24 protein-coding genes are annotated in these 26,287 nt (G+C 63.9%); 10 read left to right on the forward strand and 14 right to left on the reverse strand.

Annotation, left to right across the window (positions count from 1 at the left end):
* Positions 1-67: 67 nt before the first annotated feature.
* On the forward strand, positions 68-403 hold the full coding sequence (locus tag B0G57_RS01575) for a DUF4148 domain-containing protein (RefSeq protein WP_018438812.1): 336 nt from the start codon (positions 68-70) through the stop codon (positions 401-403).
* 120 nt (positions 404-523) lie between these two features.
* Here B0G57_RS01575 and B0G57_RS01580 read toward each other — a convergent pair whose 3' ends face one another.
* From B0G57_RS01580 to B0G57_RS31235, 5 genes are all read right to left on the reverse strand, one after another.
* Positions 524-913, reverse strand: coding sequence for a type II toxin-antitoxin system VapC family toxin (locus tag B0G57_RS01580; RefSeq protein WP_018438813.1), 390 nt, complete (start codon positions 911-913; stop codon positions 524-526).
* Positions 910-1,179, reverse strand: coding sequence for a type II toxin-antitoxin system Phd/YefM family antitoxin (locus B0G57_RS01585; protein WP_020565984.1), 270 nt, complete (start codon positions 1,177-1,179; stop codon positions 910-912). Before B0G57_RS01585 ends, B0G57_RS01580 begins: the two co-directional genes overlap by 4 nt.
* Before the next feature lie 108 nt (positions 1,180-1,287).
* Positions 1,288-2,031, reverse strand: a complete 744-nt coding sequence (locus tag B0G57_RS01590; protein WP_018438815.1) for an SAM hydrolase/SAM-dependent halogenase family protein — start codon at positions 2,029-2,031, stop codon at positions 1,288-1,290.
* A 69-nt stretch (positions 2,032-2,100) separates the two neighbouring features.
* On the reverse strand, positions 2,101-3,303 hold the full coding sequence (locus tag B0G57_RS01595) for an ammonium transporter (protein ID WP_018438816.1): 1,203 nt from the start codon (positions 3,301-3,303) through the stop codon (positions 2,101-2,103).
* A 1,091-nt stretch (positions 3,304-4,394) separates the two neighbouring features.
* The gene (locus B0G57_RS31235; RefSeq protein WP_189595311.1) at positions 4,395-4,772 is read right to left on the reverse strand and encodes a hypothetical protein; all 378 of its coding nucleotides are present in this window, start codon (positions 4,770-4,772) and stop codon (positions 4,395-4,397) included.
* A gap of 10 nt (positions 4,773-4,782) precedes the next feature.
* Between B0G57_RS31235 and B0G57_RS01600 the strand changes: the two genes are divergently transcribed.
* On the forward strand, positions 4,783-6,423 hold the full coding sequence (locus tag B0G57_RS01600) for a hypothetical protein (RefSeq protein WP_018438820.1): 1,641 nt from the start codon (positions 4,783-4,785) through the stop codon (positions 6,421-6,423).
* 153 nt (positions 6,424-6,576) lie between these two features.
* On the opposite strand, the gene B0G57_RS31240 is transcribed toward B0G57_RS01600, so the two are convergent.
* Positions 6,577-6,735: a hypothetical protein gene (locus B0G57_RS31240; protein WP_018438821.1), complete on the reverse strand. Its 159-nt coding sequence runs from the start codon at positions 6,733-6,735 to the stop codon at positions 6,577-6,579.
* Positions 6,736-6,974: 239 nt separating this feature from the next.
* Here B0G57_RS31240 and B0G57_RS01605 point away from each other — a divergent pair, with 239 nt between their 5' ends.
* Positions 6,975-7,673, forward strand: a complete 699-nt coding sequence (locus tag B0G57_RS01605) for an MgtC/SapB family protein (RefSeq protein ID WP_018438822.1) — start codon at positions 6,975-6,977, stop codon at positions 7,671-7,673.
* 102 nt (positions 7,674-7,775) lie between these two features.
* Here B0G57_RS01605 and B0G57_RS01610 read toward each other — a convergent pair whose 3' ends face one another.
* Positions 7,776-8,099: a thioredoxin family protein gene (locus tag B0G57_RS01610; RefSeq protein WP_018438823.1), complete on the reverse strand. Its 324-nt coding sequence runs from the start codon at positions 8,097-8,099 to the stop codon at positions 7,776-7,778.
* Positions 8,100-8,189: 90 nt separating this feature from the next.
* Entirely contained in the window at positions 8,190-8,759 is a 570-nt protein-coding gene (locus B0G57_RS01615; RefSeq protein WP_018438824.1) for a DUF6496 domain-containing protein, read from the reverse strand.
* 280 nt (positions 8,760-9,039) lie between these two features.
* Here B0G57_RS01615 and B0G57_RS01620 point away from each other — a divergent pair, with 280 nt between their 5' ends.
* From B0G57_RS01620 to B0G57_RS01645, 6 genes are all read left to right on the forward strand, one after another.
* The gene (locus B0G57_RS01620) at positions 9,040-11,418 is read left to right on the forward strand and encodes an ATP-binding protein (RefSeq protein ID WP_018438825.1); all 2,379 of its coding nucleotides are present in this window, start codon (positions 9,040-9,042) and stop codon (positions 11,416-11,418) included.
* A 19-nt stretch (positions 11,419-11,437) separates the two neighbouring features.
* Positions 11,438-12,175, forward strand: coding sequence for a methyl-accepting chemotaxis protein (locus B0G57_RS01625; protein WP_020565985.1), 738 nt, complete (start codon positions 11,438-11,440; stop codon positions 12,173-12,175).
* Complete coding sequence (locus tag B0G57_RS01630; RefSeq protein WP_018438827.1) at positions 12,172-12,714, forward strand: hypothetical protein; 543 nt, start codon at positions 12,172-12,174, stop codon at positions 12,712-12,714. Before B0G57_RS01625 ends, B0G57_RS01630 begins: the two co-directional genes overlap by 4 nt.
* A gap of 37 nt (positions 12,715-12,751) precedes the next feature.
* Complete coding sequence (locus tag B0G57_RS01635; RefSeq protein ID WP_018438828.1) at positions 12,752-13,117, forward strand: response regulator; 366 nt, start codon at positions 12,752-12,754, stop codon at positions 13,115-13,117.
* Positions 13,118-13,478: 361 nt separating this feature from the next.
* The gene (locus B0G57_RS01640; protein WP_018438830.1) at positions 13,479-14,867 is read left to right on the forward strand and encodes a TIGR00366 family protein; all 1,389 of its coding nucleotides are present in this window, start codon (positions 13,479-13,481) and stop codon (positions 14,865-14,867) included.
* 283 nt (positions 14,868-15,150) lie between these two features.
* Positions 15,151-15,372, forward strand: coding sequence for a hypothetical protein (locus B0G57_RS01645; protein WP_018438831.1), 222 nt, complete (start codon positions 15,151-15,153; stop codon positions 15,370-15,372).
* A gap of 80 nt (positions 15,373-15,452) precedes the next feature.
* Here B0G57_RS01645 and B0G57_RS01650 read toward each other — a convergent pair whose 3' ends face one another.
* The 4 genes from B0G57_RS01650 to B0G57_RS01665 form a co-directional block, all read right to left on the reverse strand.
* The gene (locus B0G57_RS01650; RefSeq protein ID WP_018438832.1) at positions 15,453-16,085 is read right to left on the reverse strand and encodes a response regulator; all 633 of its coding nucleotides are present in this window, start codon (positions 16,083-16,085) and stop codon (positions 15,453-15,455) included.
* On the reverse strand, positions 16,060-17,331 hold the full coding sequence (locus tag B0G57_RS01655) for a response regulator (protein WP_018438833.1): 1,272 nt from the start codon (positions 17,329-17,331) through the stop codon (positions 16,060-16,062). The genes B0G57_RS01650 and B0G57_RS01655 overlap by 26 nt, the downstream gene beginning before the upstream one ends.
* On the reverse strand, positions 17,328-19,064 hold the full coding sequence (locus tag B0G57_RS01660) for a sensor histidine kinase (RefSeq protein WP_035468139.1): 1,737 nt from the start codon (positions 19,062-19,064) through the stop codon (positions 17,328-17,330). Before B0G57_RS01660 ends, B0G57_RS01655 begins: the two co-directional genes overlap by 4 nt.
* 154 nt (positions 19,065-19,218) lie before the next feature.
* A complete protein-coding gene (locus B0G57_RS01665) occupies positions 19,219-20,151 on the reverse strand; it encodes a type 2 periplasmic-binding domain-containing protein (RefSeq protein WP_018438835.1) in 933 nt (310 codons plus the stop codon).
* Between the two features lie 343 nt (positions 20,152-20,494).
* Here B0G57_RS01665 and B0G57_RS01670 point away from each other — a divergent pair, with 343 nt between their 5' ends.
* Complete coding sequence (locus tag B0G57_RS01670; protein WP_223258563.1) at positions 20,495-22,288, forward strand: GGDEF domain-containing protein; 1,794 nt, start codon at positions 20,495-20,497, stop codon at positions 22,286-22,288.
* 52 nt (positions 22,289-22,340) lie between these two features.
* On the opposite strand, the gene cydC is transcribed toward B0G57_RS01670, so the two are convergent.
* Entirely contained in the window at positions 22,341-24,134 is a 1,794-nt protein-coding gene (cydC, locus tag B0G57_RS01675; RefSeq protein ID WP_223258562.1) for a thiol reductant ABC exporter subunit CydC, read from the reverse strand.
* The gene (cydD, locus tag B0G57_RS01680) at positions 24,125-25,909 is read right to left on the reverse strand and encodes a thiol reductant ABC exporter subunit CydD (protein WP_018438838.1); all 1,785 of its coding nucleotides are present in this window, start codon (positions 25,907-25,909) and stop codon (positions 24,125-24,127) included. The genes cydC and cydD overlap by 10 nt, the downstream gene beginning before the upstream one ends.
* Positions 25,910-26,287 lie beyond the last annotated feature (378 nt).

Raw genomic sequence — 26,287 nt, forward strand, 5'->3', positions numbered from 1 at the left:
AGCTCGACCAGAAATTTGCCACGACGAATCGGGCAAGCCCAATCCCCTCTCGCGAGGTAGACAGATCATGAAGCAAGTCGCAATTTGCATGCTGACGGTAGGCGCACTCGCCAGCTTCTCAGCCGCGTTCGCCGAGCCGCCATCGGCGCCGATCACGCGGGCTCAGGTGCGCGCCGATCTTCTGCGCATCGAACAAGCTGGATACAATCCCGCAGCCAACAACGATCCCTACTACCCTGCCGACATTCAGGCAGCGGAGGCGAAAGTGGCCGCTGAAGACGCGGCCCGGAAAGAACAGCAGTTGACCGTCGACTCCGTGGGAGGAACGCCGCGGTCCGGTGCGCCGTATGCTGGCAAGCGGGATAGCCTCAGCCCGGCGCGCTCGACGGGACTTGGACAATAACTACTTCGTAAGGCGGTGAATGCGCTTTTGTGAAAAGAGCCATTCCGACCGTCGCGCAAGATCTCTCGGATGGAGACATCCGAGACAAAAAGCCAAAAGCGCAGACTGATGTCGGCCCAGCTAGGCGCGAATCATCAGGGTGGGGTGATAGCGCCACACTTTCGGGTCAGCGCTCAACAGTGCGATTCCTTCGTGCAGCGCTTGCGCGATCATGACGCGATCGAATGGGTCCGCATGGTCATCGTGCAGCGGCAGCGCGGCCACGGCCTCCGCATGCTCGCCCGCAATGGGCAATTCGGCGAAGCCGGCCAGCCGAAACGCTGAGCGCGCGTCATGTGGATGCACGCGCAGGTTGCCCTTCGCATGTTTGATCGCGATCTCCCAGATCGCCGCAGCGCTAACCAGCAGCGAATTTGTTGGATCGTCAATCAAGCGAATCGCCTCCGACGATAGCTGCGGAGCGCCTTGCGCAGCCCACAGCGCGATATGGGTATCGAGTAGCACCTTCATGGCGCGAGCCCTCGTCGCGCGCTCGCCTCGAAGTCCGCGGCGACCGACTCGTCGCCCGCATTGAATGCTTCGACCGTGCTCGGTATTTCAAGCCCGGCGAGCAAGTGCCGCGCAGCGCCGATGCGCCGCGGCGCGGTAAAGGGCACCAGCCGGGCAACCGGTGTGCCATTGCGTGCGATGACGACCTCGTTCTCCTCCCCAAGCTCGAGCCGCTCCACTAAACTCGATAACTTTGATTTCGCGTCGTGCATGTTGACGGTAAGCATTGGCATCCCCTGGTTAGCTAATCATCGTTAGCTAGTATGCGGGTGTCGAGCGCCAAAGACAAGCTAGCCAAACGGCCGATGGATTGCGTGGGTCGCGTATTCACCCCGTCAGACGGTGGCCCGCACAAGGTCCCCGACGCGAACCGCCAGCAACGCCGCGGCGCTGCCGCGATTGACCGCGATTTCAACGAGCCCGATCGAGTTCACGTACCAGAACGCCTGGCCGGCCGCGACTTCCGCGAACACGCGTGCATACGCGACATCCGTGGATCCGACCCGCAGCCGCGCGTCGGTTGACAGCGCTTTCGCGCGCAACCCCGTCAATACATTGCCGTAGTGATCGACATAGATGACTTCCGCCAGATCGCCCTCTCCGAACCGCACATCGAGCTCAGACATTGCTTCGAGCTTGTCGAGCGGCAGCCGAGCGGCATCGCCGGCAACGCTGACCCATGCCGCTATCGGCGCAAACAGATCGCGACCATGAAACGACGATGAGAGTCCGGCCGGACGCCATGTCACGCGCCACGTCCGAGTCCGCGATGCGCGCGCCGCCACGACCGAGAGCAATCCGTTGTCGGGGCCGACGAACCACTGACTGTCCGCCTGCACGACGACCGCGCCCCGCTCGCTGCCGACGCCCGGATCGATGACGCAGAGAAACACCGTGCCGTCGGCATACCAGGCTCGCAACGCGGCGAGCAGATGCGCGCCCGCCCGCGCATCGAAATTGGGAACTTCATGCAGCACATCCACGATGGGCGTGCCGGCTGCCGCATGCCGCAGCAGGGCGACTTTCATTTGGCCGACGTAGATGTCGTCGGCACCGAAATCGGTAAATAGCGCAATCAAGGCCTGATTCCTTCTATCCCTTTCGATCGGGGGAATGAGCTTCTCAACCGCCTCGCGCAGGTTCGTCGATCAGACTACCGTCTCACGCTCCGGCGTGGCGCTGATCTTGTGAAGCGACAGGTCGGCCCCGTCGAACTCGTTTTCCTCGTCGAGCCTGATTCCCACCGTTGCCCGCAGAATGCCATAAACGATCGCACCGCCCGCCGTGGCAACGACGATGGCCGCCATCGTGCCGACGCATTGCGCCAAGAACGAAACGCCCCCTGCCCCGCCAAGCGCCTTCAATCCGAAAACGCCGGCGGCAATACCGCCCCATGCACCGCATAGACCGTGCAGCGGCCATACGCCGAGCACGTCGTCGATACGCCAGCGATTCTGCACGCAGGTGAACATGTAGACGAAGAGTCCCCCGGCAATGGCACCGGTCACGAGCGCACCGATCGGATGCATGACATCGGAGCCGGCACAGACGGCGACGAGCCCCGCGAGCGGGCCGTTGTAGCTGAAGCCCGGATCGTTGCGTCCCGCGAGCCAGGCGGTCAGCGTGCCGCCGACCATCGCCATCAGCGAGTTGACGGCAACAAGTCCGCTGATCTTGTCGATGGTCTGCGCGCTCATGACATTGAACCCGAACCAGCCTACGGCAAGCACCCAGGCCCCCAGCGCGAGAAACGGGATGTTCGAGGGCGGATGAGCCGCAATGCGGCCATCGCGTTGATATCGGCCGCGTCGCGCGCCGAGCAGCAGGACGGCCGGCAACGCCACCCAGCCTCCGAACGCATGAACGACGACGGAGCCGGCGAAATCGTGAAACGGCGCCCCCGCCACAGCGGTCAGCCAGGTCTGCAATCCGAACCGGTCGTTCCAGGCGATGCCTTCAAAAAACGGATAGACGAATCCAACCAGCAAGAACGTCGCGCAAAGCTGCGGATTGAACTTCGCCCGCTCGGCAATCCCGCCCGAGACGATGGCCGGTATCGCGGCGGCGAACGTCAGCAGAAAAAAGAACCGCACGAGCGAGTATCCGTTGTGCTCGGCGAGCGTCGTCGCATCGCCGAAGAACTCGACGCCGTACGCGATCGTGTAGCCGATGAAAAAGTACGCGATCGTGGAAACGGCGAAGTCCACGAGGATCTTCACGAGGGCATTGACCTGGTTCTTCTTCCGGACCGTGCCAAGCTCGAGGAACGCGAACCCGGCGTGCATGGCAAGCACCATTCCGGCGCCCAGCAGCAGGAACAAGGTGTCGGTGCCCGATTTCAGCTCATTCATAGGACAAAAGCTTGCGCAAAAAATGGGCGAAGCCAGCAAGGATCGTACCAAAGAGGGGAATCCAGGTACTATCTCGGTGCGCACGCGTTAAGCACCGGCTTACCGCGCACCGTTCGGGTCCAAGCGCGCACCCCGAAGCCATCGGAAAGCGCACGAATTCGGTGCTTTCAATGCACTAATGAAGGGCTTCATGCACTCTCGCTGCGCATTCCTTGCAGTCATACATCACGCGTTATACGCGACAGCCAGGCATCTTTGCCGATGTTTGTCAACGGCAAAAACAGCGGCAATTCAATATTGCTCACCGGCACCATTTACCTTCCAAAATCGGCACTTCGATAATCGATTTGGCGGAAAAAGGAAGGTGATCACAACATCTTTTCCTTTTTTCATCATATTTATTGCCTGTTTTTGCGCGTCCCCATTTTTTTCATTGATCCAGATCAAGTTTTCGCACGTGCCCTACAGGCTTAATTCGTCAGCCTTCAACACGGACGAAGCGAGGTCACAGTGCGGTCTTTTGTTTCTTTTTTTCCTTCCTCACCCCCAAAACCAGCCGAATCGATGTATAGATTACGGCTATGGATACTCATTTCTGTCGGGGTCGTATTTAATTTTGCGGGCCTTTGGCCCTCGAGTGCGCATGCACAAAGTACGCTGACCATCAGCGGCGTCACTTACAAGCAGTGTGCATCGGAAAATAGTTTCTGCTCATTCAGCGGCAGCGCGAAGGTCGTCTTCGGCACTGCAACGATGTACGACATCAACGGCCCGTTCACGAACGGCGTGAGCTGCTCGAACGGCGTCGTTTCCCAGACCGATCCGGCTTACGGGTACACGAAGTCCTGCTGGTACGCCAGCACGACGTCCGGCACGAGCACGTCGGGTACGACGAGCACCTCGGGAACGAGCACGTCGGGCACGACGAGCACGTCCGGGGCGTGGACGAAATGCGCGACAGAAGGCGGCTCCTGCTCGTTCTCCGGGACGAAGACGGTCCTCTACGGGGCGAGCACGACCGCCAACAACATGTCGGCGATCTTCACGAACGGCGTTGCCTGTAACAACGGATCGTTCGGCAACGACCCGGCCTACGGCTCGACGAAGTACTGCTGGATCCAGGCGTCGACGTCCACGACGGGCACGACCTCCGGCACCACATCGACGTCGGGGACCACCTCAACGTCCGGTACGACTTCGACTTCCGGTACGAGTTCGACTTCCGGTACGACTTCGACTTCCGGCACGACTCCGACTTCGGGCACGACCTCAACGTCCGGCTCGACGTCGACGAGCGCTAATTCGTCGACGAGCTCGACGAGCAGCTCGACGTCCACCTCTTCTGCCAGCGGCACGATCAGCTGCTCGACGCCGACCGCCTCCTCCGGCGGCTCCGCGAACGGCCTCATCAGCGCCGACGTCAAGACGGCTGACGGCACGCGCCTGTTCGCGCAAGGCAGCTCGTTCAACCTGTCCTTCGTGACGGCGGCTCCCGCGGCCGACAACGTCGTCTGGTCGATCCAGGATCACGTGGGCAACGTCAAGGGCAGCGGCACGTTCGCGGTGGCAAGCGGCACTCAGACGAACACCCTTTCGTGCAAATCGACGGTCGGCGGCTACTTCGCCGTGACGGCATCGCTCTCGAAGGCGGGCGGCACGCTGCCGCAAGCCGGCACGCGTCCGACCGGCATTGCGACGTTCGGCGTTCTGCCCAACGTTTCGGGCGTGATTCCGGCCGTCTCGTTCGCGCATCAGGAACAGCACCGCTTCGGCATGCAGGGCTTCAACAGCAACGCGGCGGCGCTCGCGGCGCTCGGCATTTCGCAGACGATCGACGATCGTGAGCTTTCGGCCATGGAGCCGAACGGCCCCAACACCTGGACGCCGTCGCTCTCGAATGTCGACCCGTCGTACACGAGCGGCAAGATCATGCGCCTTGTCCGCCTCGACGGCATCCCGGCCTGGGCGAGCCCGACCGGCGGCTTCCAGGACGACACCCACGCACCGTCCGATCTGAGCTACTACCAGAACTACATGGCGCGCGTCGGCACGGATACGGCCAACGTCCGGAAGACCTACTTCCCGACCCAGCAGAACGACTACTACCAGGTGACCTGGGAGCCGCAGTGGACCGATTCGCAGTCGAACTTCGTCGCGATGTATAAGGCCGTCTACACGGGCTTGCACTCGACGGACCCGAATGCGGTGGTGATGGGCACGACGAATCCGCTCGTCGCGAACTGCCAGACGGAGTGCACGAGCGGCTATCTGCAGACGTTCGCGGCGCTGGGCCTCGGTCAGTACATCGACGGCATCACGACGCACGGCTACTACAACGCCGGCACGTACCCGTCGCATCCGCCGGAGCTCTACGACACGGATCCGAATCCGGCGAACGTGGCCAATGCGCTCGATAAGCAGATGCAGCAGCTGCGCTCGCAAATGCAATCGGTCAAGCCGAACATGCGTCTGTGGTCGACGGAACTCGGCATCAGCTACGACCCGGGTATCTCGTACGGTGCGAACTCGCCGTCGTCGAACCAGCTCTACGCTCAGGCTGCGATCGCGGCACGCGCCCACCTGATCATTCTCGGCGAGGGCGCGCAGGTGACGTACTTCTTCTATGGCCCGGATTATCCGGATGAAGTCGGCTATGGATCGTTCTTCGACCTCTCCGATGCGCAAGGCGCATACGGTGCGACGAACCTGAGCCCGAAGCCCGAAGCGATGGCGTTCGCTGCGATGACGCGAATCGTCGACGGCACGCAGACGCTCGGACGGCTGAACGGCCTGCCGACGATGGTGTACGGCTACGCGTTCCAACAGCTCAACGGCGGCAAGGTCATTACCGCCCTCTGGACGCACAACAACGCGCAGTGGCCGACGTCGTCGGGTTCCTATAGCTCGACTTACAGCACGTCGTATGGGCTGCAGGTCGACTCGGCAGGCACGAGCGGCAACGTGACCGTCCTCGATGTCATGGGCAACGCGAGCACCGTGCCGTATTCGAACGGCGTCGCGACGCTCAAGCTGACGGAATCGCCGATCTACGTGGTGTCCACGAATGCCACCGTTGCTAAGGCGAACGCGACGGCACCCCTCGGATACACGGGTCAATAAAATAGAAAAAGCCCGCTTCGCGGCGGGCTGATGAAAAGAAGGGACCTCCGGCACCGCCAGGTGCCCGCGAGGTCCCTTTGCATTTCCCGATTGGTGTTTATCGCAGGCAGCGCTCTTTCGCGCGGCAAGCTTGTCGACCTTCGGTTCGCTCGCTCAGTCGACGAGCCGGATGCCGAGCATCGTGGCGCGCGCCGTGCGAATGCGCTCGGCTTCGCGATAGCGCGCCTGGAACGAGTAGTCGGAGTCGAGCGGCAGATGCGGCGACGCGAAAAGATCGTTGATCTTGTGGAACAAGGCGAGAACAAAGCTCATGGCGACTCCCTATTGAGTACGGGTTTTCCCTGAGTTGAATTCTAGGGTTTTCCCTAGGTCTCGTCTAGTGCATTGCAGCATTTTTTTGCAGCGCCCTGATTTATCCCGCTTCGCTGACCTTATGCGTTGCAGCAGCACAACACTTTTGACCGGGCGCGGCGGCGCCCACTAGAATCACGCCACCCTCGCGCCTGGCACTGGCGCACGGATCCGCGAGGCGCCCTCCCCATTTCCTGCCCATGACCCAGGTCTTCGTCTGGCGGCTCCTCGCCGCGTTCGCGTGCGGCGTCGCAATCGGCATCGAGCGACAAATGCGCCAGCGCACGGCCGGACTGCGCACGATCACGCTCGTCGCGAGCGGCGCGTGCCTCTTCGTCTCGCTCGGCACGCTGATGGGCACCGGCGTCACGCAGATCGCCGCTTACGTCGTCTCGGGCGTCGGCTTTCTCGGCGGCGGCGTCATCATGCGCGAGAAGGGCGCGATCCAGGGGATCAACACCGCGGCGACGCTCTGGTGTTCCGCCGCCGTCGGCGTGCTGGCCGGCACGGGGTTCTACGGTGCCGCCATCGCCGGGACGATCGTCGTACTCGGGACGAACACGGTGCTGCGCGAGCTCAGCCGCGCGATCAATGCCGCGCCCGTCGGCAACGCCGATCTCATCCGCGAGTACGAACTGACCGTCGTCTGCCGCGAAGAAGACGAAGTGCACATCCGAGCCGTGCTCTCGAATGCGATGTATGCCGAACCGCTGTCGTTCCAGAGTCTCACGAGCCGCGATTGCGAAGGCGAGCCTCCGCGTCTCGAGGTCACGGCGACCTGCCGCACCCATCCGAAGGACCAGGCAAGACTCGAGCACATCGCCAGCCGGATCAGCATGGAAAAGGGTGTCTCGAGCGTGAGTTGGACCGCGAGAGAAGTGGAGACGACGCCCGAATAAGCCGCCGCGTGCCTATCGCGGCGGCTTGCGCGTGAAGAATGCTGCCGCGGCCGCTTCAGCGAATCTCGAAGGGCGCCTGCGCGGCAGGAACGTCCGTGTCAGTCAAACAGCGGCCGTGAGGGCGGCCACGCCTGCGTCGACCGACTCGACGTCAGGCGGGCGCACGACGCGCGCCACTTCGACGCCGTCACGCAGAAAGATCAGCGTCGGCCACAGCTTCACCTTGAACGAGCGGCCGAGCGGCCGGCCGGAACCGTCCTCGATCTTCAGGTGGCGCGCTTGCGGAATGCGCGCGAGCGACTTCGTGATCAACGGCTGCGCGCCACGGCAGTAGCCGCACCAATCGGTACCGAACTCGAGGATCGTCGCACCGGTCAGCGCGTCGACTTCGGCGCGCGCCGGCGCGGTTTGGGAATACGCGGTCATCTCTGCTCCGGTTTTCGTCGAATCTCTATTGTCCGCCAGTCGGGCGATGCCCGCTGGCGCCTCCTCCAATCGCACATGATCATGTGGGCGTTAGTGATGCGCGCGAGCGGCACGTGTTTTCGCCGCCTTCTTCGCCGCGGCGGAGCGAGCCGCGGCCCCCTTCGTATCGGCGGCCTTCTTCGCGGCGGTCGAACGAGTCGAAGCGCCCTTCGTATGGGCGGCCTTCTTGGCCGCCGCCGAACGGCTCGCCGCCGGCCGCTTGGCCGCGGCCGACTTCGCCTGCTTCGACATCGCTTCGCTCGACGCACCGGCGCGGCTCTCGCGCTTGAGCACGCCTTCCGACGTGCGCGCACGTTTGGCCTTTGTCTCTTTGCTCGGCGAATGCTTCGGCGTGCCGTGCTGTCCCGCGGCGGTGTCCTTCTCCGCCTTCTTGCGCGTCGCCTCGCTCGTCGCTCCCTTCTTCGGCGGCTTCAGCGGCACGCCCGCGCGCCGCGCTTTCGAAAGGCCGATCGCCACGGCTTGCTTGGCCGATCTCACGCCGTGCTTGCCGGCACGCACATGATCGACTTCCTCTTTCACGAACTCGCCGGCCTGCGTGGTCGGCGCCTTGCCCGCACGCTTGTCGGCTTGGGCACGTGCGACTGTTTTCCGCTCGGGCATGATGGCTCTCCTCGAAATGTCCGTAGGGCGATCACGGTCACGCAATGTGTATGCCAAACATCCCAGCAACGACTCGTGTGGCGCCGATGGGCCAACATCGGCCAAGCCAGCTTGCGTTGACAGACCGTTAACTCCAAGGGCCGCCCGTCATCGCCGGGTCACATTCGCCCCGGCATAATCGCCGGCGCGCCGCGAACCGCTCCCAAGAACAAGCGGGCGGCGCGCACTGACATGACATGAAGTCACAATGAATTGCAGTTTTGCATCGGGGATCATGCACATGAGCATCCGGCATCGTATTACCTTGCTGGTCGTCTTGATGTTCGTCGCCTTGTCGGCGATCGGCATCTACGCCGTGTATCAGACGCGCACGAGCGCGGTCAACGTCAAACAGGTGACCCAGGGCGTCGTACCCAGCGCGCTCGCCTCCGCCGACCTCGTTTCCGCGGTGAAGGATGTCCAGATCGCCACGATGACGCTCGTCTACGCGCCCGATGCGAACATGGTCGCTCAAGCTCAGGACCAGTTGAAAGCGAAGGAGGCCCAGCTTCGCCAAGGGCTGGATTTGCAGGCGAAGGCCGCGGCGAGCCACGCTCAGCAGGGGCTGGTGACGCAGGCGCGCGAGAGCCTCGACAACTACTTCGCCGCGATCGCCGACACGGCGAAGATGAAAGCCGATGGCAAGGACGCACTCGCGCAAGCGTATCTCTTCGCGAACGTCGCCCAGTACCGCGATGAGCTCGAAGGCATCGTCGAGACGCTGCGCATCGAGAAGAATCGCCAGAAGGACGATGCCATCGATGCACTCAACGGCATGCTGGCCACGACGACGACGGCCATCGCCGGCGTAACCGCGGGCGCGGTGATCATGCTGACCGCTATCGGCTTGCTGCTCTACCGTCAAATCACGCGTCCGTTGAGCCGCATGCAGCAAGAGATGAGCGAAATCGCATCGAGCCAGGACTTCACGCGGCGCGTGCCCGTGGGCCGCATGGACGAAATCGGCCGCTCGATCGTCGCCTTCAACGAGATGATCGAAAAGATCCAGTTGAGCTCGGCGCAACTCAAGCAAAAGACGGCCGACATCCAGGCAATGCTGCAGAACATGCCGCAGGGCATCCTGACGGCGGTGGCGGGCGCGGTCGTTCATGCCGAATACTCGGTCTACCTCGAAACGATATTCGAGACCAACGAGATCGCGGGCCGACCGCTGATGGATCTCGTCTTCGACGAGACGGAACTCGGCGCGGACGCGCTTTCGCAGATCGATGCGGCGATCCACGCATGTCTCGGCGAAGACAGCATCAACTTCGAGTTCAATCAGCACCTGCTCGTGAACGAGATCACGAAGCGAATGCCGGACGGGCGCGAAAAGATTCTCGACCTGAGTTGGTCGGCGATTACCGACGAGACCGATACGATCGTGCGCCTCATGCTCTGCGTGCGCGACGTCACCGAGCTGCGCAAGCTCGCCGCGCAAGCGAGCGAGCAAAAGCGGCGGCTCGAGATCATCGGCGAGATTCTTGCGGTCAGCCAGGACAAGTTCCATCACTTCGTCGAAAGCTCCACGCGCTTCATCAGCGAAAACGAGCGGATCATCCGCCAGCACGAGGAGCCGAACGGCTCCGCAATCGCCGAGCTGTTCCGCAATATGCATACGATCAAGGGCAACGCTCGCACCTACAGTCTTCAGCATCTGACCAACATCGTGCACGAAGCCGAACAGGCCTATGAAGAATTGCGCCGCTCCGAAGTGGCCGACGGTTGGGATCAGCAGGCCCTGATGCAAGACCTCGCGCGCGTGCGCGAAGCGATCGAACACTATGCGCGAATCAGCGAAGTGAGCCTCGGCCGCAAGGGGCCTGGTGCGAACCACAAGCGTGACCGCTATGTCGTCGTCGACGAGGCGCACATCCATGACAGCCTGCGCCTCATCGATCAGGCCGACCCGGCCAATGTCCGAGAGTTGCTGACGATGCGCGATTCGCTGCGCCAGTCGTTGCGTCTCTTCGGCACGGAAACGATCGGCCACGCGCTCTCGGGTCCGCTCGAGTCGCTGCCCTCGCTCGCGAAGGAGCTCGGCAAAGAGACGCCCGAGGTGCGGATCGACGACAACGGCTATCGCATGCGCAATCAAGTTGCCGGGTTGCTCAAGGATGTGTTCACCCACTTGCTGCGCAACTCGCTCGATCACGGCATCGAGCCCGCAAGCGAGCGGGAGAAACAAGGCAAGCCCGCGGCGGGCGTGATCGACATCGAAGTCGGCATCGACAACGGCGCGCTCCAGATCACGCTCAGCGACGACGGCCGCGGCCTCGCGCTCGATCGCATCAGGCGTCTCGCCGCCGAGAAGGGCTTGATCGCGGCCGATGCGGCGCTGACCGACGAGGCAATCGCCGAGCTCATCTTCCGGCCCGGCTTTTCGACCGCGGGTCAAGTGACCGAGGTGTCGGGACGCGGCGTCGGCATGGATGCGGTGCGCAGCTTCGTGAAGCGCGAACACGGGTCGATCGAGCTGCGCTTCACCGACGATCGCAAGGGTGCGCCCTATCGCCACTTCCAGACGATCGTCTCGCTGCCCGAGCGCTTCGCCGTCGACAGCCTCGATCGCGATTCCACACGCCCCGGGCAGTTTCGCTTCGACGCGCTAGCCGAATGAACGGAGCAAGGAACGAGCAGTGAACGCAAGTCATATCGCAGCAGCATTGATTGGCGGCATCGTCGCGCTGATCGGGGCCCTGGGCTGGCATGCCCGGGCGATCAAACGCTCGGCCGCCCGGCTTCATGCCGAGGTCGAAGCGCAGCGCGAGACCGCCCTTAGCGCCGCCGAGACGCGTGAGCGCCAACGAATCGAGCAATACGAGGGGCAACTGCAAGAGGCGGGCTCGCGCATTGCCGAGCTCGAAGGCGAGCTCGCCAGGGCGATCGGGAACGCGAGCGAGCTCGGCACCGCGCTCGCGAACGCCGAGGCGCAAAAGGCCGCCTGGCTCGACGACGCGCGCCGGCTCGCCGGCGAGGCCGCGCGCCTGCGCGGCCTCTCGGGTACGTTCGAGCGCTGGCACGAGCAGATGATCTCGCTGATGACGCAAAACCACGACATGCACAAAAAGAATCAGGAGCTCTCCGCGATTGTCGCGCATGTGCTGATCGTGTCGTTGAACGCATCGATCGAGGCCGCGCGGGCCGGCACGGCCGGGCGCGGGTTCTCGATCGTCGCAAGCGAAGTCCGTACGCTCGCGACCCGCTCCCAAGAGCTCTCGAAGAGCTATCAGAACAGCCTGAATCGCAACGATCTCATCACGACGGCCACGTTTCAAGACATTCAGGCCGGCGGAAAGATGATCACCGCATCGCTCGGCAGCGTCGATGCGCTCGCGAGCCAACTCGAATCGAAGATCCTGCAGGCATCGACGTGATCAGCAGTCAAGCGAAGGACAGCTTCGAGCGCATCTTCGAGCGCGCCGTGCGCTCGCGTCTCGTCGCCGACGAGAGCCATCTCTGCGAGCTCGAGCGAGCCGAGCCGGGCACACACAAGATCGGCAAGAACGAGAAAGTCGTCGTGCTGACGATCTCGTCGATCGCGTTTCGCCTGCTGCTCGGCCTGCATTTCAGCGACGACGAGGCGACGCGCCGATACTTCGTGAAGGGCGACGACGAGCGGCCGCTGGCCGACGCGTTCATGGAAGTGGCCAATCTCTGCTGCGGGGCGATCAATCAGGCGCTCGTCGAGCACTTTCCGGACATGGGAATGTCGACGCCCTATGTGCTCGCAAGCGCCTGCATCGGGCATCTCGACCAACTTCAGCCTGCATTCGAGACGCTCTACGACATCGTGATCGAGGGCAGCGTGCGGCTCGCGGCGACGCTTTGCGTCTCAGCGCACGACACGATCGATTTTGTCGCCGATACATCGTCGAGCGAACTGCAGACGAGCGGCGAACTCGAGCTTTTCTGACGATCGAAACGCACTATTGGGAAAGGAAGGGAAAAACATGACGAAGATATTGGTCGTAGACGATTCGAGCACCGTCCGCGACGAAGTGGCGGGCTTCCTGCGCAAGAACGGACTCGAGGTGGACACTGCCGTGGACGGCAAGGACGGCCTCACGAAGCTCAGGACGAATCCCGGCATCAAGCTCGTCGTCAGCGACGTCAACATGCCGAACATGGATGGCCTCACGATGGTCGAGAAGATCCGCGGCGAGCTCGGCAATACCGCGGTCAACGTCATCATGCTGACGACGGAAAGCAGCCCGGCCATGAAGGATCGTGGCAAGGCGGCCGGCGTAAAAGGCTGGATCGTGAAGCCGTTCAAAGGCGAGGCCGTGCTCGAGACCTTCAGGAAGCTGGCGAGCTGATCGGCCGGCAGGCCTTATCGAGATTGGTCGGTCCGTCTTCGAGAGACTCGAGGTTGCGTTCGACGATTTCGAGCATGGCGCCTTTATTAAAAAAAACGGGTGTTCATAGCGTTCTTGTGCGTTCGCCGTATGGATCGTCGATCGACGACCGAGCGGCCATGTCCGGTCACCGCACGCAATTTCAGGACTCCTGATTGACTCGCCCCCCGTCCGCCGCCTACATTGGATGGCCGAAAACCGGATGATTGTTCGGTAACCGAACAGCGTGCTCCCGCCCCGCTCGTCGACCCTCGAACGTGTTCCGGCAACGGCGGTGCGCTCGCGGACACTCGACGAGCGGCCATGCAATGGAAACGGAGACATGAAGCAGACTTCTTTCAAGGCGGACGTGGCGCAATCGGCGGCACCGCGGCGCGGCATCGTGGCCGGGCTCGTCTATGCATTCGAGCGGCTGATGCCCGACCCGTTCGTCCTTTCGCTCGGGCTGACGTTCGTCGTTATTCTTCTCGCCCTGGGTCTCGCACCGAAGCACTCGATCGAAACGATCCTCGATTCCTGGTATGAGGGAACGTTCAAGATCCTCGGCTTCGCGCTGCAGATGATTCTGATCCTGGCCACCGGCTATGCGATCGCCGATGCGCCCGCCGTCCAGCGCGGATTGCGCGCGCTCGCCTCGGCCGTGCGCACACCGGCCCGCGCTGCCTTGCTCGTGTTTCCCGTCGTCGGGTTCGCGGCCTGGCTCAACTGGGGTCTCGGCCTCGTGGTCGGGGCTTTGCTCGCGCGCGAGATCGCGCGGCGCGTGAAAGTCGACTTCGCCTGGCTCGTCGCGGGCAGCTATTCGGCCTGGTCCGTCTGCAACAGCGGGCTCTCGAGTTCGATCGCGCTCTCGCAGGCCTCGCACGGCAACGCGCTCAACCTCGTGGAAAAGGCGACGGGCCATGTGATCGGCTTAAGCGAAACGGTGTTCGCGCCGTTCGTCTACGTGCCGACGGTGCTCGTCGTGGTTGTGATGGCGTTTATCTTCGTACGGATGCATCCGAAGGCGGAGGACGTCGTCGCGTTCACCGCCGATGAACCGGCCGCCGCGACCGAACACGACGCGCACGGCCGCACGGCTCCCGCGACATCGTTCGCGGCGCGCGCCGAGCGCTCGGTGCTCGGTACGCTGCTGCTGCTCGCGCTCGGTTGCGGTTACCTCGGAACGACGTGGTACAAGAAAGGCTTCGAACTCGACATCAACACGACGATCCTGCTCTTTCTGCTCGCGGGGCTCGCGCTGCAGCGCTCCCCGATCGCCTATGCGGATGCGATTCGGCGCGCCGCGCGGCAGACCGGTTCGATGCTGCTGCAGTACCCGATCTACGGCGGGATCATGGGCATCATGATCGGCACCGGGCTTGCGTCGACGATCGCTCGAACGTTCGTCACGATCGCGACGCCTGCGTCTTTGCCGCTTTGGAGCTACCTGAGCTCGCTCATCATCACGCTTCTGATTCCGAGCGCGGGTGGGCACTGGGCCGTACAGGGTCCGTTCGTCCTGCCCGCCGCGCTGAGCCTGAACGCCTCGCTGCCGCATACGGCGATGGGCGTGGCGATGGCGGAAAACGTCTCGAACATGCTGCAACCGTTCTGGGCCGTGCCGGTCGTCGCGATCGCGGGCATCAAGATTCAGCGCGTGATGGGCTATACGGCGATCACGTTCGTCGTTTCGCTGTTGATTTACGGCGCCGCTCTCTGGTTGATTCCGTAGCCTGGGTCGAAGCGATTGCGATGCTGCGTGGAGGGACGCGCGCCGGCACGGCGCGGGCGGCGAGCCGAGCGCGCCGCCACTCGAGCGCCGACACCGTGCCAGAAAATCCTTACAAACGACGCAACCTATCCCTACTCGACAATCCGCGTCTTCCTATCGAAGAACCCAGGTGACCCGCGTAGGATGAATCTCGAGGCAAACGAGTGGCGGGCCGGCGCGGCCGCCGCGCCTCGCGGCTGCGATGCCGAACGATCATCGTCCCTTAACCTACCGGAGCGTCGACATGAACACCTGCGCCGTCGATCACGAAGTTTGGGAACTGCTGCCCGAAGAGACCGCTCTGCGCCAATGGATCATGACTTGGTACCATTTCGCCGTCAGCGAGGGCTACGTCGAGCCGGAATACGAGCTCGACAATGCGACGGCCGAGCGACTCGAAGGCTATTTCCAGGTTGGACTCACGCCCGGTGAAGGTGCCGACGTCATCTTCGGCCAACTGCACTAGTGCCCTGAGCGAAAGCCGATGTGTTCCACGAGGCGGGCGCTCGGCTACGGCCGGCCGCCCTGCCCTGCTTCGACCTCACGCTACTCGGCGACGAGCCCATGCCGAATCGAATAGCGAATCAGCTCCGCACTGTTGCTGAGCCCTAACTTCTGCATCAGCCTGCGCTTGTGCGTGCTGATCGTCTTTGCGCTCAGCGCGAACGCGTCGGCGATCTCGTTGATGCTTTTTCCCGCCGCCAAGAGGCGCAGAACTTCGAATTCGCGATCGGACAGAATTCCATGCGGCGGTGTGTCGCCCGAGTGTCGCTCGAATACGATCGCGTCGACGAGCTGCGGATCGATGAACCGCCCGCCCGCGGCAAGCTTGTGGATCGCCGCCAGCAGAATCTCAGGATCGCTGTCTTTCGTCACGTAGCCCGAGGCGCCCGCGCGCAGCGCGCGCGAAACGACCTGCGCTTCGTTATGGATGCTGAGAATCAGGATCGGCATCGCCGGATACTCGGCATGCACGCGCCGGATCAGGTCGACGCCGCTGATGCCGGGCATTGTCATATCCAATGTCAGCAGATCGACCGCGTTCGCGCGCAGCTTCGCCAGCACGTCGGCGCCGCTCGCCGCTTCATCTACGACGATGGTGTCCGCCGCCGTCGCGACGATCTGCTTCAGTCCGCTACGCACGACGGCGTGATCATCGGCGATCAAGATTCTGATCATGTTGCTTTCCGCTATGGGTGTTGAAGGGAACGCTGATCGAGACGACGGTGCCCGACTTCGGAGCGCTGTCGATCTGTAACGAGGCGCCGATCAGCCTGGCGCGCTCGCGCATGCCGAGCAAGCCGTATGAATCGTGCTTGCTGGCGGCGACCGCGGGATCGAAGCCGCGGCCGTTGTCGCTCACATGGAGCTCGAAACCCGCGTCGTTTCGCGTAACGGTCACATGCACACGCGTCGCATGCGCATGGCGCGCGACGTTCGTGAGCGATTCCTGCACGACGCGAAAAACCGCCGTGGCATGCGCGTCGCAGAGCACCGGCTCCGATGCGTTCATGAGGAACTGGCATGGTATACCCGTCCGCTTGCCGAAGTCCTCGGCCAGCCATTCGAGCGCCGATGCAAGGCCGAAGTTGAGCGCGGCGGGCCGAAGATGGTTGGCCACATTGCGGACCATCAGAATCGTCTTCTCGACGAGCTCGCGCATCTCCGCGACCCTCCTGAGCAGCTCGGAATCGGTCAGCTGCATCTTCAGCAGCGACACGTCCATCTTGAGGGCGGTCAGCAGTTGCCCCAGCTCGTCGTGGACCTCGAGCGCGATGCGCTTGCGCTCTTCTTCGCGAACGGCCTCCATATGCGCGCCGAGCTCGCGCAATTGCTCGCGCGAGTCGAGCAGCTCGCGCTGCTGCGCGCGCAGGTCCACGTTGGCCCGCGCGAGCTCCTGGGTCCGCTTGGCGACGCGTGCCTCGAGCTCGTCCCGAATTCGCGAGAGTTCGCGCTCGGCACACTCTCGCACGGCCACTTCGTTCTCCAGGCGCCGGTTTTTCTCGACGAGCGTCCTGTGCATCGCGCGCATCTCCAGATGAACGTTGATGCGTGCCATCATTTCATCGATCCGCACGGGCTTGGTCACATAATCGACACCGCCCGCATCGAAGCCTTCGACCATATGGTCGATGTCGTCGGCCGCCGTCATGAAGATCACGGGAATGTCGCGCGTGCGCCAATCGGCCTTCAATTTGCGGCATGTCTCGAATCCGCTCATGCCTGGCATTTTGACGTCGAGCAATATGAGGTCCGGCAGCGAGAAGCGGGCGCGCTCGACCGCCTCCTCGCCGTCGAGCGCGATCAGGACGCGAAACCCGCGGTCCGTCAGATTGTCCACGACGACGCCGAGGTTCGCGGGCGCATCGTCGACGATCAGCAGCGAAGCCGGGGGAGACTGCGCCGTCATTGCGATGGCCGTCATGGCTCGCTCCCTGTATCGAGGTGCCGCTCGACGAAGGCCAGCAGCTGTTTCGACTGATAGGCCTGCGCCAATGCGTCGAGGGCCGCCGAAAACGAGGCGTGGCGTGCGTCGGCGGCGGCAATCGCTTCGGCCCAGCGACGCACGCCGCGCATGTCGCCCATCCGCGCGAGGCAATGAAGCTCATTCATTCGCTCGACGGCGGGCGTGGGCAACCGCTCGAGCGGCAAGCGGGAACGCTCGAGCGGCGCCCCATCGCGCGGCTGCCCGCGGCCCGCTTTCACCGCGGCCGGAAGATCGAAGCGGAAGACGCTGCCTTCGCCTATGCTGCTTTCGACTTCGATGTCCGCGCCCATCGCACGCACGAACTGGCGGCTGATCGCGAGTCCGAGACCGATGCCGGCATCGCGGCCGCCGGTGCTGGCCACTTGCTCGAACGGATGGAAGATCGTCTCGACCTGATCGGGATGGATGCCGATGCCCGTATCCCGGACCGCGAAGCGCACGCTGCCCGAGGGCGTGCATGTCACATAGAGGCCCACGACGCCGCGCGCGGTGAACTTGACGGCATTGGTCAGCAAGTTGAGCAGCACCTGCCTCAAGCGCCGTTCGTCGGCCCTCACGCAGCGGGGAACGTCGGGCGCGATCTCGCACACGAATGCGAGCCCTTTGTCGGCAGCCTTCATGGCGATCGCGCCGTGAATCGATGCGACGACGGCGGCGGGCTCGACCTCGCCGATGTCCACGCGAAGCTTGCCCGCTTCAATCGTGGCGAAATCGAGCACGTCATGGATCAGCCCGAGCAGATGCTCGCCGCAACGCAGGATCACGGACACCGACTCGCGCTGCGAATCGGAAAGCGTGCTGTCGCGCTTGAGATTTTGCGCGTAGCCGAGAATTCCGTTGAGCGGCGTACGCAACTCATGGCTCATGTTCGCAATGAAGGCGCCCTTCGCGCTGTTTGCCGCCTCGGCCGTGCGACGCGCCTCGCGCTCCGTCGCCGCATCGCGCTCGTCCAGATAAGCACGATGAAGACGCGCGCCCATCGCGTTGAACGCCGTCACCACACGTTCCAGCTCATCTGGCACGGGCGGACGCCTGCGATCGAGCACGAGCGGGCTCGGCGCATAACGATAGTCGTAGCGATCGACCGTGCGCGCGAGCGCCGTCAGATGCCGCATGACGATTCGATCGAGCAGGAAGGTGATGAGGAGCGCCACGAGGAATGTATTCGCGGCTTGGTTGACGAGAATCAGCACGGCTGTTCGCATCAGAGACCGGTAGAGATCGTCGAGCGTCGCTTCGACGTGGAGTGTGCCGATCACGCGATCGGTGCCGCCCTGCACGCGCCGCACGATAGGGTAGTCGCGCGAGAAGACGGCCGCGCCGCCGCGCGTGCCGCTCGCGATCACCATGGGCGACGGACCGATCTCGCGTACCTCGACGGCGCGAATATCGGCAAGACGTGCGATGCCGTCGACCTCGAGCTGGAGTTGCGCGCGATCGAGCCGCCAGAGCGCCTCGGCCAGGCTCGCACCATAGCTGCGTCCGATGTCCGAGAGCCGCTCTTCGACGAGCGCCGCGCCCTTGCGATAGTCGCGATCGAGTTGCACGGCAGTCAGCAGCACCGTCACCGCGCAACTGAACACGAAGACGATCGCGAGGAGCCGCACGACGACACTGCCGCGCAGGCGTGCAAACGGTCTGCGGGCAGCGGCTAGCGCGTTGAAGTTCATCATTCCGTTCGCGGAGAAACCGGTATGCATCGCCCGTATTTTGCACGTGTTCACGGCACCGCTTTCGCGCCAATGGTCAGGAAAATCCGTCAAACGGCCGCGCAAAACGATGAATATCGCGTCAGAAAATCCTTACCCCGCGTTCCCCGCGCACTCATTCGCTGAGCGACATCCAGTACTTGTCGGGGATTTGCCGATCGGCGGCGGAGAGATACGGATTTGGGAGCCAGATGATTTTGCGCCGCGCGGGCTCCGTCACAGCAAGCGCGTTTTGGACATAGGGGTCGCTGTTGAAGAGCCGCATGTACGAGCCGTCCTCGTACGCGGCCGCGAGCCCTTTTTCGAGCGTCTCGGCAAGGCGCTCGTTCTGTTTGTTCGTATAGAAGATGAAGTCGGAGCGGTAAGCGAGGAGCAGATGGTCTTCGACGACGAGGTCCGGGTCGGCTGCGCGCCGGTCGGCCACCTCGGCATCGGCCTCGACGAGCCCGCGAGGGAAATAGTCGACCCGTCCCGCTTCCGTCATGTTGAAGAGCAAGTCGTAGGTCGACGTCTCGACCTTGAGGCCCGCGTTTTTGAGAATGCCGACATCCACCCAGCTGAAGCCCTGTCCTGCCGTCAACGTCTTGAGCTGATCCAGATCGTCGATACGATCGAATTCGGGCTGACGGTCCTTTCGTATGATGAAGACGCGCAATCCGATCAGGCCGCGATACAACGGAATTCGGATCGGTCGCAAGTTCGCCTCGTCGCGCGCCGACATGCTCGCCCAATGGAGATTGACGGTCTTGCCCTCGGCGAGCTCTCGCAGCGCGCGGGACCGCTCCATGACATCGCGCGAGGGTTCGATCGTGCAATCCGAATGCGTCTCGCTCATCGCGAGCTGAATGAGGGCCTTGACGAACTCGGCTCTCCCGTCCACGCGGTTCGAAGCGCGCGGGTAGACGATCTTGAAGTGCTCCGCGAACGCGGGTGGCGACGCCATCACCAGCAGTGAAACGATCAGCGCGAGCCAGGCATGCCAGCGGCATGCCCCGCTCGCTCGAGCGCCGGCGGCGCAACGATGACGGACGACTCGGGTGATGTGCATGAGGCAATTCAAAATCGGGCGGCCGGTAGAGCCGGCGGAAAACACGTCCCTGCGTGAACTCCATGGCCGCGAGCGGGGCCGCGGGACGATGCATCGCAAGAAACGTCCGCGATGCGGATAGGAAAATGCCATAACGCGCTCCGTTCGGCTGTAAGGAATTCCCTAATCCAGAATGGAAAAAGCTTGGTTGTCCTAAAGATCCGGCGCCAATGGCCGATAAGAACGGCAGAAGCGGCCCCGAGCGCGAGAACGCGACAACAGCCGACGGCATGAGGCGCGCGCCGCGGTGGATTCGCGCAATACCCTCTCGCGCTTCCCCCGGGCCGCCCATGCCGGATTCATCATGCTAAATACCTTGCTGGCGCGGATGCCGATGGGGCGCCGCTTCAACGTCGTGATCGCACTGGCGCTCGTGCCGATCCTCGCGCTTTGCTATTGGCTGCTTGCGCACGCATGGTCGGCATTCGTCGTGGCGGACAGATCCGAAAACAGTTTCATATCGCTGCGCGCGACGTTCGTCGTCATGGAAAAAGTGTCGGCCGAGCGGGGCCCGATGAACGCCGTGCTCGGAGAGGATGCGCCCACACCCGCCCCCCAGGCGGTCGCCCTTTCGCGTGCACGCCTCGCCAGCGACGAGTCGATCGCCGAGTTGACCGCCACGCTCGAGCCCATCGAATGCCGTCAGTGCGCCGCCGCGCTGACGATGGTGACGAAATGGAAAGCGCAGCTCGCACAGGCGCGCGCCAACGTCGACCGTCTCGCCCGCCAGCCCCGCGCGCTGCGCCGGGACGACGCCGTGCAAGCTGCCGTGCGGCAGATGTTCGCCGTCGTCGACGGCATCGCGCCTTTGCTGCTGTCGGAATCGACGACTGTCGCTCGCGGCGACCCGGGCGCGCTCAATTGTCTGGTCATGGCAAGGCTCACGGCCGAGCTGCGGGAGCAGGCAGGACGTCTCGGCTCGCATCTGACGGGCGCGCTGGCCATGCGTCGGCCTTTGACGCTCGACGAGAAGCTCACGATCGAGCACACGCGCGGGCGGATCGACCAATTGCAGACCATGCTGGATTTGCGCATGGCGGACCACCCCGATCTCGCGACGCAAGCCTTCAATACGATGCATATCCGGTATTTCGGCGAGGGCGTGACCTACTTCCGAACGATCGAAGCGCTGGCGAGCCGGCCTGGCGGCGCGGACATCACGACCGCCGCGTTCGCGGAGCACTACGTCCCGGACATGAGCTCGATCGTTGCGTTTCGCGATGCAGTCCTCGATGCTGCGCAGGAAGAATTGCGACGCAACCGCGCGTTGAGCCTGTGGGCCTTCGCCGCGACGGGCACCGGCGAATTCGCGCTGCTTGCCGTGCTCGGCTGGATCGTGCGCAAGTTGCGCCGCGAGGTAGTCAGTCCGTTCGCCCAAGCCACGACGGCCATTCGCGCGATCGCCAGCGGCGATCTCACGAAGGAGGTCGTGGTGCCGTCCGTGCACGGCGAAGTCCGGGAAATGTTCGACGCCATCCAGGTGCTGAAGGTCACGAGCGTCGAGCGCTCGCGGCTCGAAGCGGAACGGGTCCGCCTGATGCAGGAACTCGCGCTCATGGCCGAGACCGATTCGCTCACGCGCCTCCTCAACCGTCGCGCTTTCGAAAAGCAGGCGCGAGCGCTTTGCGGCGAACCGCGGACCGATGCAACGTGGATCGCGCTCATCATGTTCGACATCGACCACTTCAAGCGGATCAACGACACCCACGGCCACGCGGTGGGCGACGAAGCGCTGCGTCTCGTGGCGCGCGCGAGCCGCCGGCATTTCGGTCGCTCGGAAATCGTCGCGCGCATCGGCGGCGAAGAGTTCGCCGTCATCACTCGCGTGCGCACCTGTAGCGACGCACGGGATGCCGCCGAGCGCTTGCGCGAGGACATCGCCCGCATCGCGCTCCCGACCGATTCCGGCACGAGCTTCCGCATGACCGCAAGCTTCGGCATTGCCTTTGCCCAGCCGAAGGACGGCGCCGACGTCGCGCAACTGCTGAAGCAGGCGGACGGCATGCTCTATGAGGCAAAACTGGCCGGCCGCAATCGCGTCGTGGCGCAACCAATGCGCGCGGCCGATGCGCTCGAAGCCCCGCCGCCCAATGCGTGAGGTCTCGGGCCGGCGGCGGCCCCGCTCGGAGAACGGCGGGGCGAGAGCGCGATCAATGCGGAAGAAGCGATCGCTCGCCGGCGAGCAGCACACCGGGCGTGCCGCGCTCGACGATGCGCCCCCCTTCCATCACGAGCACTTCGTCGACCAACTCGGTCAGCGCGGAGAGCCGGTGCGTGATCAGCAGTACGCTGCGCCCCTCCATCAGCTCGATGACCGCGGCTAGCAGCGCGCACTCCGTCACGGTATCGAGCCCCTCGGTGGGCTCGTCGAGCACGAGGATCGCTGCGTCCGTCAACAATGCGCGGGCAATGGCGAGGCGCCTCGCCTGGCCGCCCGAGAGTCGCGCGCCGGCCTCACCCACTTCCGTTTCGTAGCCCTCTGGAAGCGCTGCGATGAAATCGTGCAGTTGAGCACTGCGGCAAGCCGCTTCGAGCATCGCCTGATCCGCATCGGGCCGGGCGACCAGAAGATTGTCGCGAATCGTCGCGTTGAAAAGATAGGTGTCCTGAGCAACGACGGCGATGCGCGCGCGTATGTCATCGCCCGCGCACTCGCGCAGCTCCGCGCCGCCCAAGCGGATGCTGCCCGCCTGATAATCGTGGAATCGCAGCAGCACGTTTGCGACGCTGCTCTTGCCGGCTCCGCTCTCGCCGACTACGGCAATACGGCCGCGCGCCGGCAGATCGAACGAAATGTCGTCGAGTGCCCATGGTGCGTCGTCGCCGTAGCGCATCCGCACGTTGCGGAACAACAGATCGCTGCCCGACGGCAAGGCAGCAGCGTGCGCGGGATCCGCGACGGCCGGCTTCGCATCGACGAGCGCGAAGATACGGCGCGCGGCCGCGAGGCTTTCGCCCAGCACCTGCATGGCGAGCGGCAAAGGCAGCACGGCCTCGAAGCTCGCCAGCATCCACAGCGCAAGCATGACGAGATTGGCACCCGGCATCGTTCCGTCGCTGACGCGCGGAATCGTCAGCAGCAACGTGCCCCCCATCGCGAGCGATGCCGATGCGGCGAGGACGCCTTGCGAGAAGCCGTTGAGCCTGCTCACGTCGCCTTGCGCCGTCGTAAGACGCTCGGACAAGCGATCCACGCGCTCGGCATAGAGAGGACCGCCCCCATAGACGCGCAGTTCGCCAAGCCCCTGGAGACTATCGACGATCGTCTCGCGCATTCCCGCACGCAGCGCGACGACCGCGCGCGATGGGCCGCTCGCGCGCGCGAAAAGGAGCGCCGGCAGTGCAACACCGGCAAGAAGCAGAAAGGCGAGCAGCACGGCAGCGGCGGACGCATTGACCACTGCCGCCGCCGCCACGATCACGAGCGAGCCGAGCGCCGCCACGAACACCGGTACGAAGACGCGCAGATAAACGTGGTTGAGACTGTCGATATCGGCCTGAATGCGGCCGAGAAGATCGGCGCCACGCAGATTGGACAGTCGGGCTGGCGCAAGCGGCTCGATGCGCACGAAGAACCAGACCCGCAGCTGGGCGAGCAGACGTAGCGTGGCCTCGTGCGTGACGAGCCGCTCGACATAGCGGCCCACTGTTCGGACGATCGCGCAGGCGCGGATCGCCGCGGCCGGCGTGAAGTAGTCGAACGCCGCATGCGTCAGCCCCGCCAGCGCCATCGAAGCGATGAACCAACCGGCGATCGCCATCAAGGCGACGTTCGCGAGCAGCGTGGCGAGCGACAGACCCGCCCCGAGGGCCATCCAGCGCCAGTAGGGGCGAAACAACATGAAAAGGCGCGCGAGATCGGTCCGCGCGTCGTTCCCTTCGCTTTCCGGCGATGCCGCGGCATCGCGTGGCAAATCCTTGTCATCCATGTCGTTCAAAGGCAAGTCGCGAACTCCGCGCCGATTGGATCAGCCGTATTTGAACGAACGAGTCGCGCATAGGCTCCTTGCAGGGCCAGCAGCGCTTCATGCGCGCCCGCTTCGACGGCCCGCCCGGCTTCGAGCACGACGATCTTGTCGGCGAGCCGTGCCGTCGCGAGACGATGCGCGACGACGAGCACCGTGCGCCCATGCGCGAGGCGGCGCAAGACCTCGTGAATCTGGGCCTGATTGCGCGCATCGAGGTGGGCGGTAGGCTCGTCGAGCAATACGACGGGCGCGTCTTTGAGAAACGCGCGCGCGAGCGCGAGGCGTTGGACCTGCCCACCCGACAACCCCGCTCCGCGCTCGCCGAGCGGCGTGTCGTAACCGCGCGCAAGCGCCGCGATGAACGCATCGGCGCCCGCCAGCGCGGCCGCTTCGCGCACCATGGCCATGGTGGCGTCAGGGCGCGCGATCAGCAGATTGTCGAGCACACTGCCGACGAAGACGTGCGCGCGCTGCGGAACCCAGGCCACATTGGCGAGCCAGCTTGCTTCGTCGAGGACTTGGAGCCGTTGGTCATTGATCCAAATATGCCCCTTGTCAGCGTACGCAAAGCCGAGCAGCAGGCTCAAGGCCGTGCTCTTGCCCGCACCGCTCGCGCCGACGAGCGCTGTCATGCTGCCGGATTCCGCCGTGAAGTCGAGACCGTTCAGCGCTGGCCGGCCATTACCATAGGAAAACGAAACGGATTCGAAGCGAATGCGATAGCCGCGTGCCGCTTTCAAGTGCTGAGTGGCCCCGCGACGTTGCGGCTCCGGTATCGCGAGAATCTCCGCGATCCGCTCCGCCGCGCCGATCGCTTCCATGCGCGCGTGATAGTGAGTACCCAGCGTGCGCAACGGCAAATAGAACTCGGGGGCGAGCAGCAGAACGAAGAACGCCGGCTGAAAATGCATCTTTCCGTAGAGCAGATTGAAGCCGATGAGGACGGCTACGATCGCGATGCTGATCGTCGAAAGAAACTCGAGCGCGACCGATGAAAGGAAGGCGATGCGCAGTACCGACATCGTACTTTGCCGATAGGCCTCCGACAGGCGCGCGACGACTTCGGCCTCGCGGCGGCCGGCATTGAAGAGCCGCAGCGTCGTCATGCCCGAGAGCGCATCGAGAAACCGTGCGCTGAGCCGCGCGAGCCTGCGCCATTGGCGCTGGTTCGCCGCCACCGCATCTTTGCCGAGCAGGATCATGAAAACGGGAATGAGCGGAGCGGTCAGCACGAGCACGAGCCCCGAAACCCAATCGACGGGAAAAACGACGACGAGCACCGCGAGCGGCAGCAGCGCCGTCAGCGCCCGGTTCGGCAGCCAGCGCGCGTAGTAGCCTTCGAGGGCCTCGATGCCGCCGACGAGATGGCTCGACAGCGCGCCGCTCGACTCGCGCTGCAGCCATGCCGGACCGAGCGCGTGAATCTTGCGCAGGAGCTCGCCGCGCAGCTGCGTGCGAATCGTCGCTGCGCCGACGAAGGCGAAACGCTCCGCCGCCTGCATGGCAACGAAACGGAGCGCAATCAGCGGCAGCATGGCGGCCAACACGGGCCACACCTGCGTGAGAGACGCACCGCCGACGACGACTTTCTCCACGCTCCACGATAACAACGCGGCTTGCGCAACGACGAGCAGGCCCGCGACGAATCCGGCCGCGACGGAGAGCCTGAGCGGCGAACGGATGCGCACGGCGAGTTGCCTGAGCCACGCATCGAGGGTCTTCTTTTGCTGAGAGGTAAAGCTTGGGCTCATATTGAAGCGAAGCTGACGTCGAAGGAAACTGTCGGCTTTTCGTGTGCGTCCTTCTCGCTGAGAGGGCGAGAGAGCGGTTGATACCAGCCGACCTGCCGATGACCGCGGTCAGCCCGCAAGTTAGCAGAACCCTGTGCCGTGCGGACTGCGCAATTCGTCGCACGGGTCGCAAGCCGTGACAGAAAGCCTCGCGATTCAAGCGACCTGCGACAACTTGGCCCATCTCGTTGCGACGGTATGCCGCAATGATTCGTCGCTCGCTTAACTAGAATTCTCAACGTTGGCTCTCCCCCGCATTCGAGCTTCCACGCCGATCGGAGAAGTTCGCCTGGGCGCAGGCGGCGACGGCCCGCGATATCGTCCATCGCTGTCCTTAAA

The sequence above is a fragment of the Trinickia symbiotica genome, from assembly GCF_002934455.1.
GTDB lineage: Bacteria > Pseudomonadota > Gammaproteobacteria > Burkholderiales > Burkholderiaceae > Trinickia > Trinickia symbiotica.

Coding starts and splice junctions, on each gene's coding strand:
- B0G57_RS01635 (WP_018438828.1), top strand. CDS start 12,752: ATGACGAAGATATTGGTCGTAGACGATTCGAGCACCGTCCGCGACGAA.
- B0G57_RS01610 (WP_018438823.1), bottom strand. CDS start 8,099: ATGACCGCGTATTCCCAAACCGCGCCGGCGCGCGCCGAAGTCGACGCG.
- B0G57_RS01665 (WP_018438835.1), bottom strand. CDS start 20,151: ATGCACATCACCCGAGTCGTCCGTCATCGTTGCGCCGCCGGCGCTCGA.
- B0G57_RS01660 (WP_035468139.1), bottom strand. CDS start 19,064: ATGAACTTCAACGCGCTAGCCGCTGCCCGCAGACCGTTTGCACGCCTG.
- B0G57_RS01655 (WP_018438833.1), bottom strand. CDS start 17,331: ATGACGGCCATCGCAATGACGGCGCAGTCTCCCCCGGCTTCGCTGCTG.
- B0G57_RS01645 (WP_018438831.1), top strand. CDS start 15,151: ATGAACACCTGCGCCGTCGATCACGAAGTTTGGGAACTGCTGCCCGAA.
- B0G57_RS01640 (WP_018438830.1), top strand. CDS start 13,479: ATGAAGCAGACTTCTTTCAAGGCGGACGTGGCGCAATCGGCGGCACCG.
- B0G57_RS01615 (WP_018438824.1), bottom strand. CDS start 8,759: ATGCCCGAGCGGAAAACAGTCGCACGTGCCCAAGCCGACAAGCGTGCG.
- B0G57_RS31240 (WP_018438821.1), bottom strand. CDS start 6,735: ATGAGCTTTGTTCTCGCCTTGTTCCACAAGATCAACGATCTTTTCGCG.
- cydD (WP_018438838.1), bottom strand. CDS start 25,909: ATGAGCCCAAGCTTTACCTCTCAGCAAAAGAAGACCCTCGATGCGTGG.
- B0G57_RS01650 (WP_018438832.1), bottom strand. CDS start 16,085: ATGATCAGAATCTTGATCGCCGATGATCACGCCGTCGTGCGTAGCGGA.
- B0G57_RS01620 (WP_018438825.1), top strand. CDS start 9,040: ATGAGCATCCGGCATCGTATTACCTTGCTGGTCGTCTTGATGTTCGTC.
- B0G57_RS01585 (WP_020565984.1), bottom strand. CDS start 1,179: ATGCTTACCGTCAACATGCACGACGCGAAATCAAAGTTATCGAGTTTA.
- B0G57_RS01605 (WP_018438822.1), top strand. CDS start 6,975: ATGACCCAGGTCTTCGTCTGGCGGCTCCTCGCCGCGTTCGCGTGCGGC.
- B0G57_RS01595 (WP_018438816.1), bottom strand. CDS start 3,303: ATGAATGAGCTGAAATCGGGCACCGACACCTTGTTCCTGCTGCTGGGC.
- B0G57_RS01670 (WP_223258563.1), top strand. CDS start 20,495: ATGCTAAATACCTTGCTGGCGCGGATGCCGATGGGGCGCCGCTTCAAC.
- B0G57_RS01580 (WP_018438813.1), bottom strand. CDS start 913: ATGAAGGTGCTACTCGATACCCATATCGCGCTGTGGGCTGCGCAAGGC.
- B0G57_RS01575 (WP_018438812.1), top strand. CDS start 68: ATGAAGCAAGTCGCAATTTGCATGCTGACGGTAGGCGCACTCGCCAGC.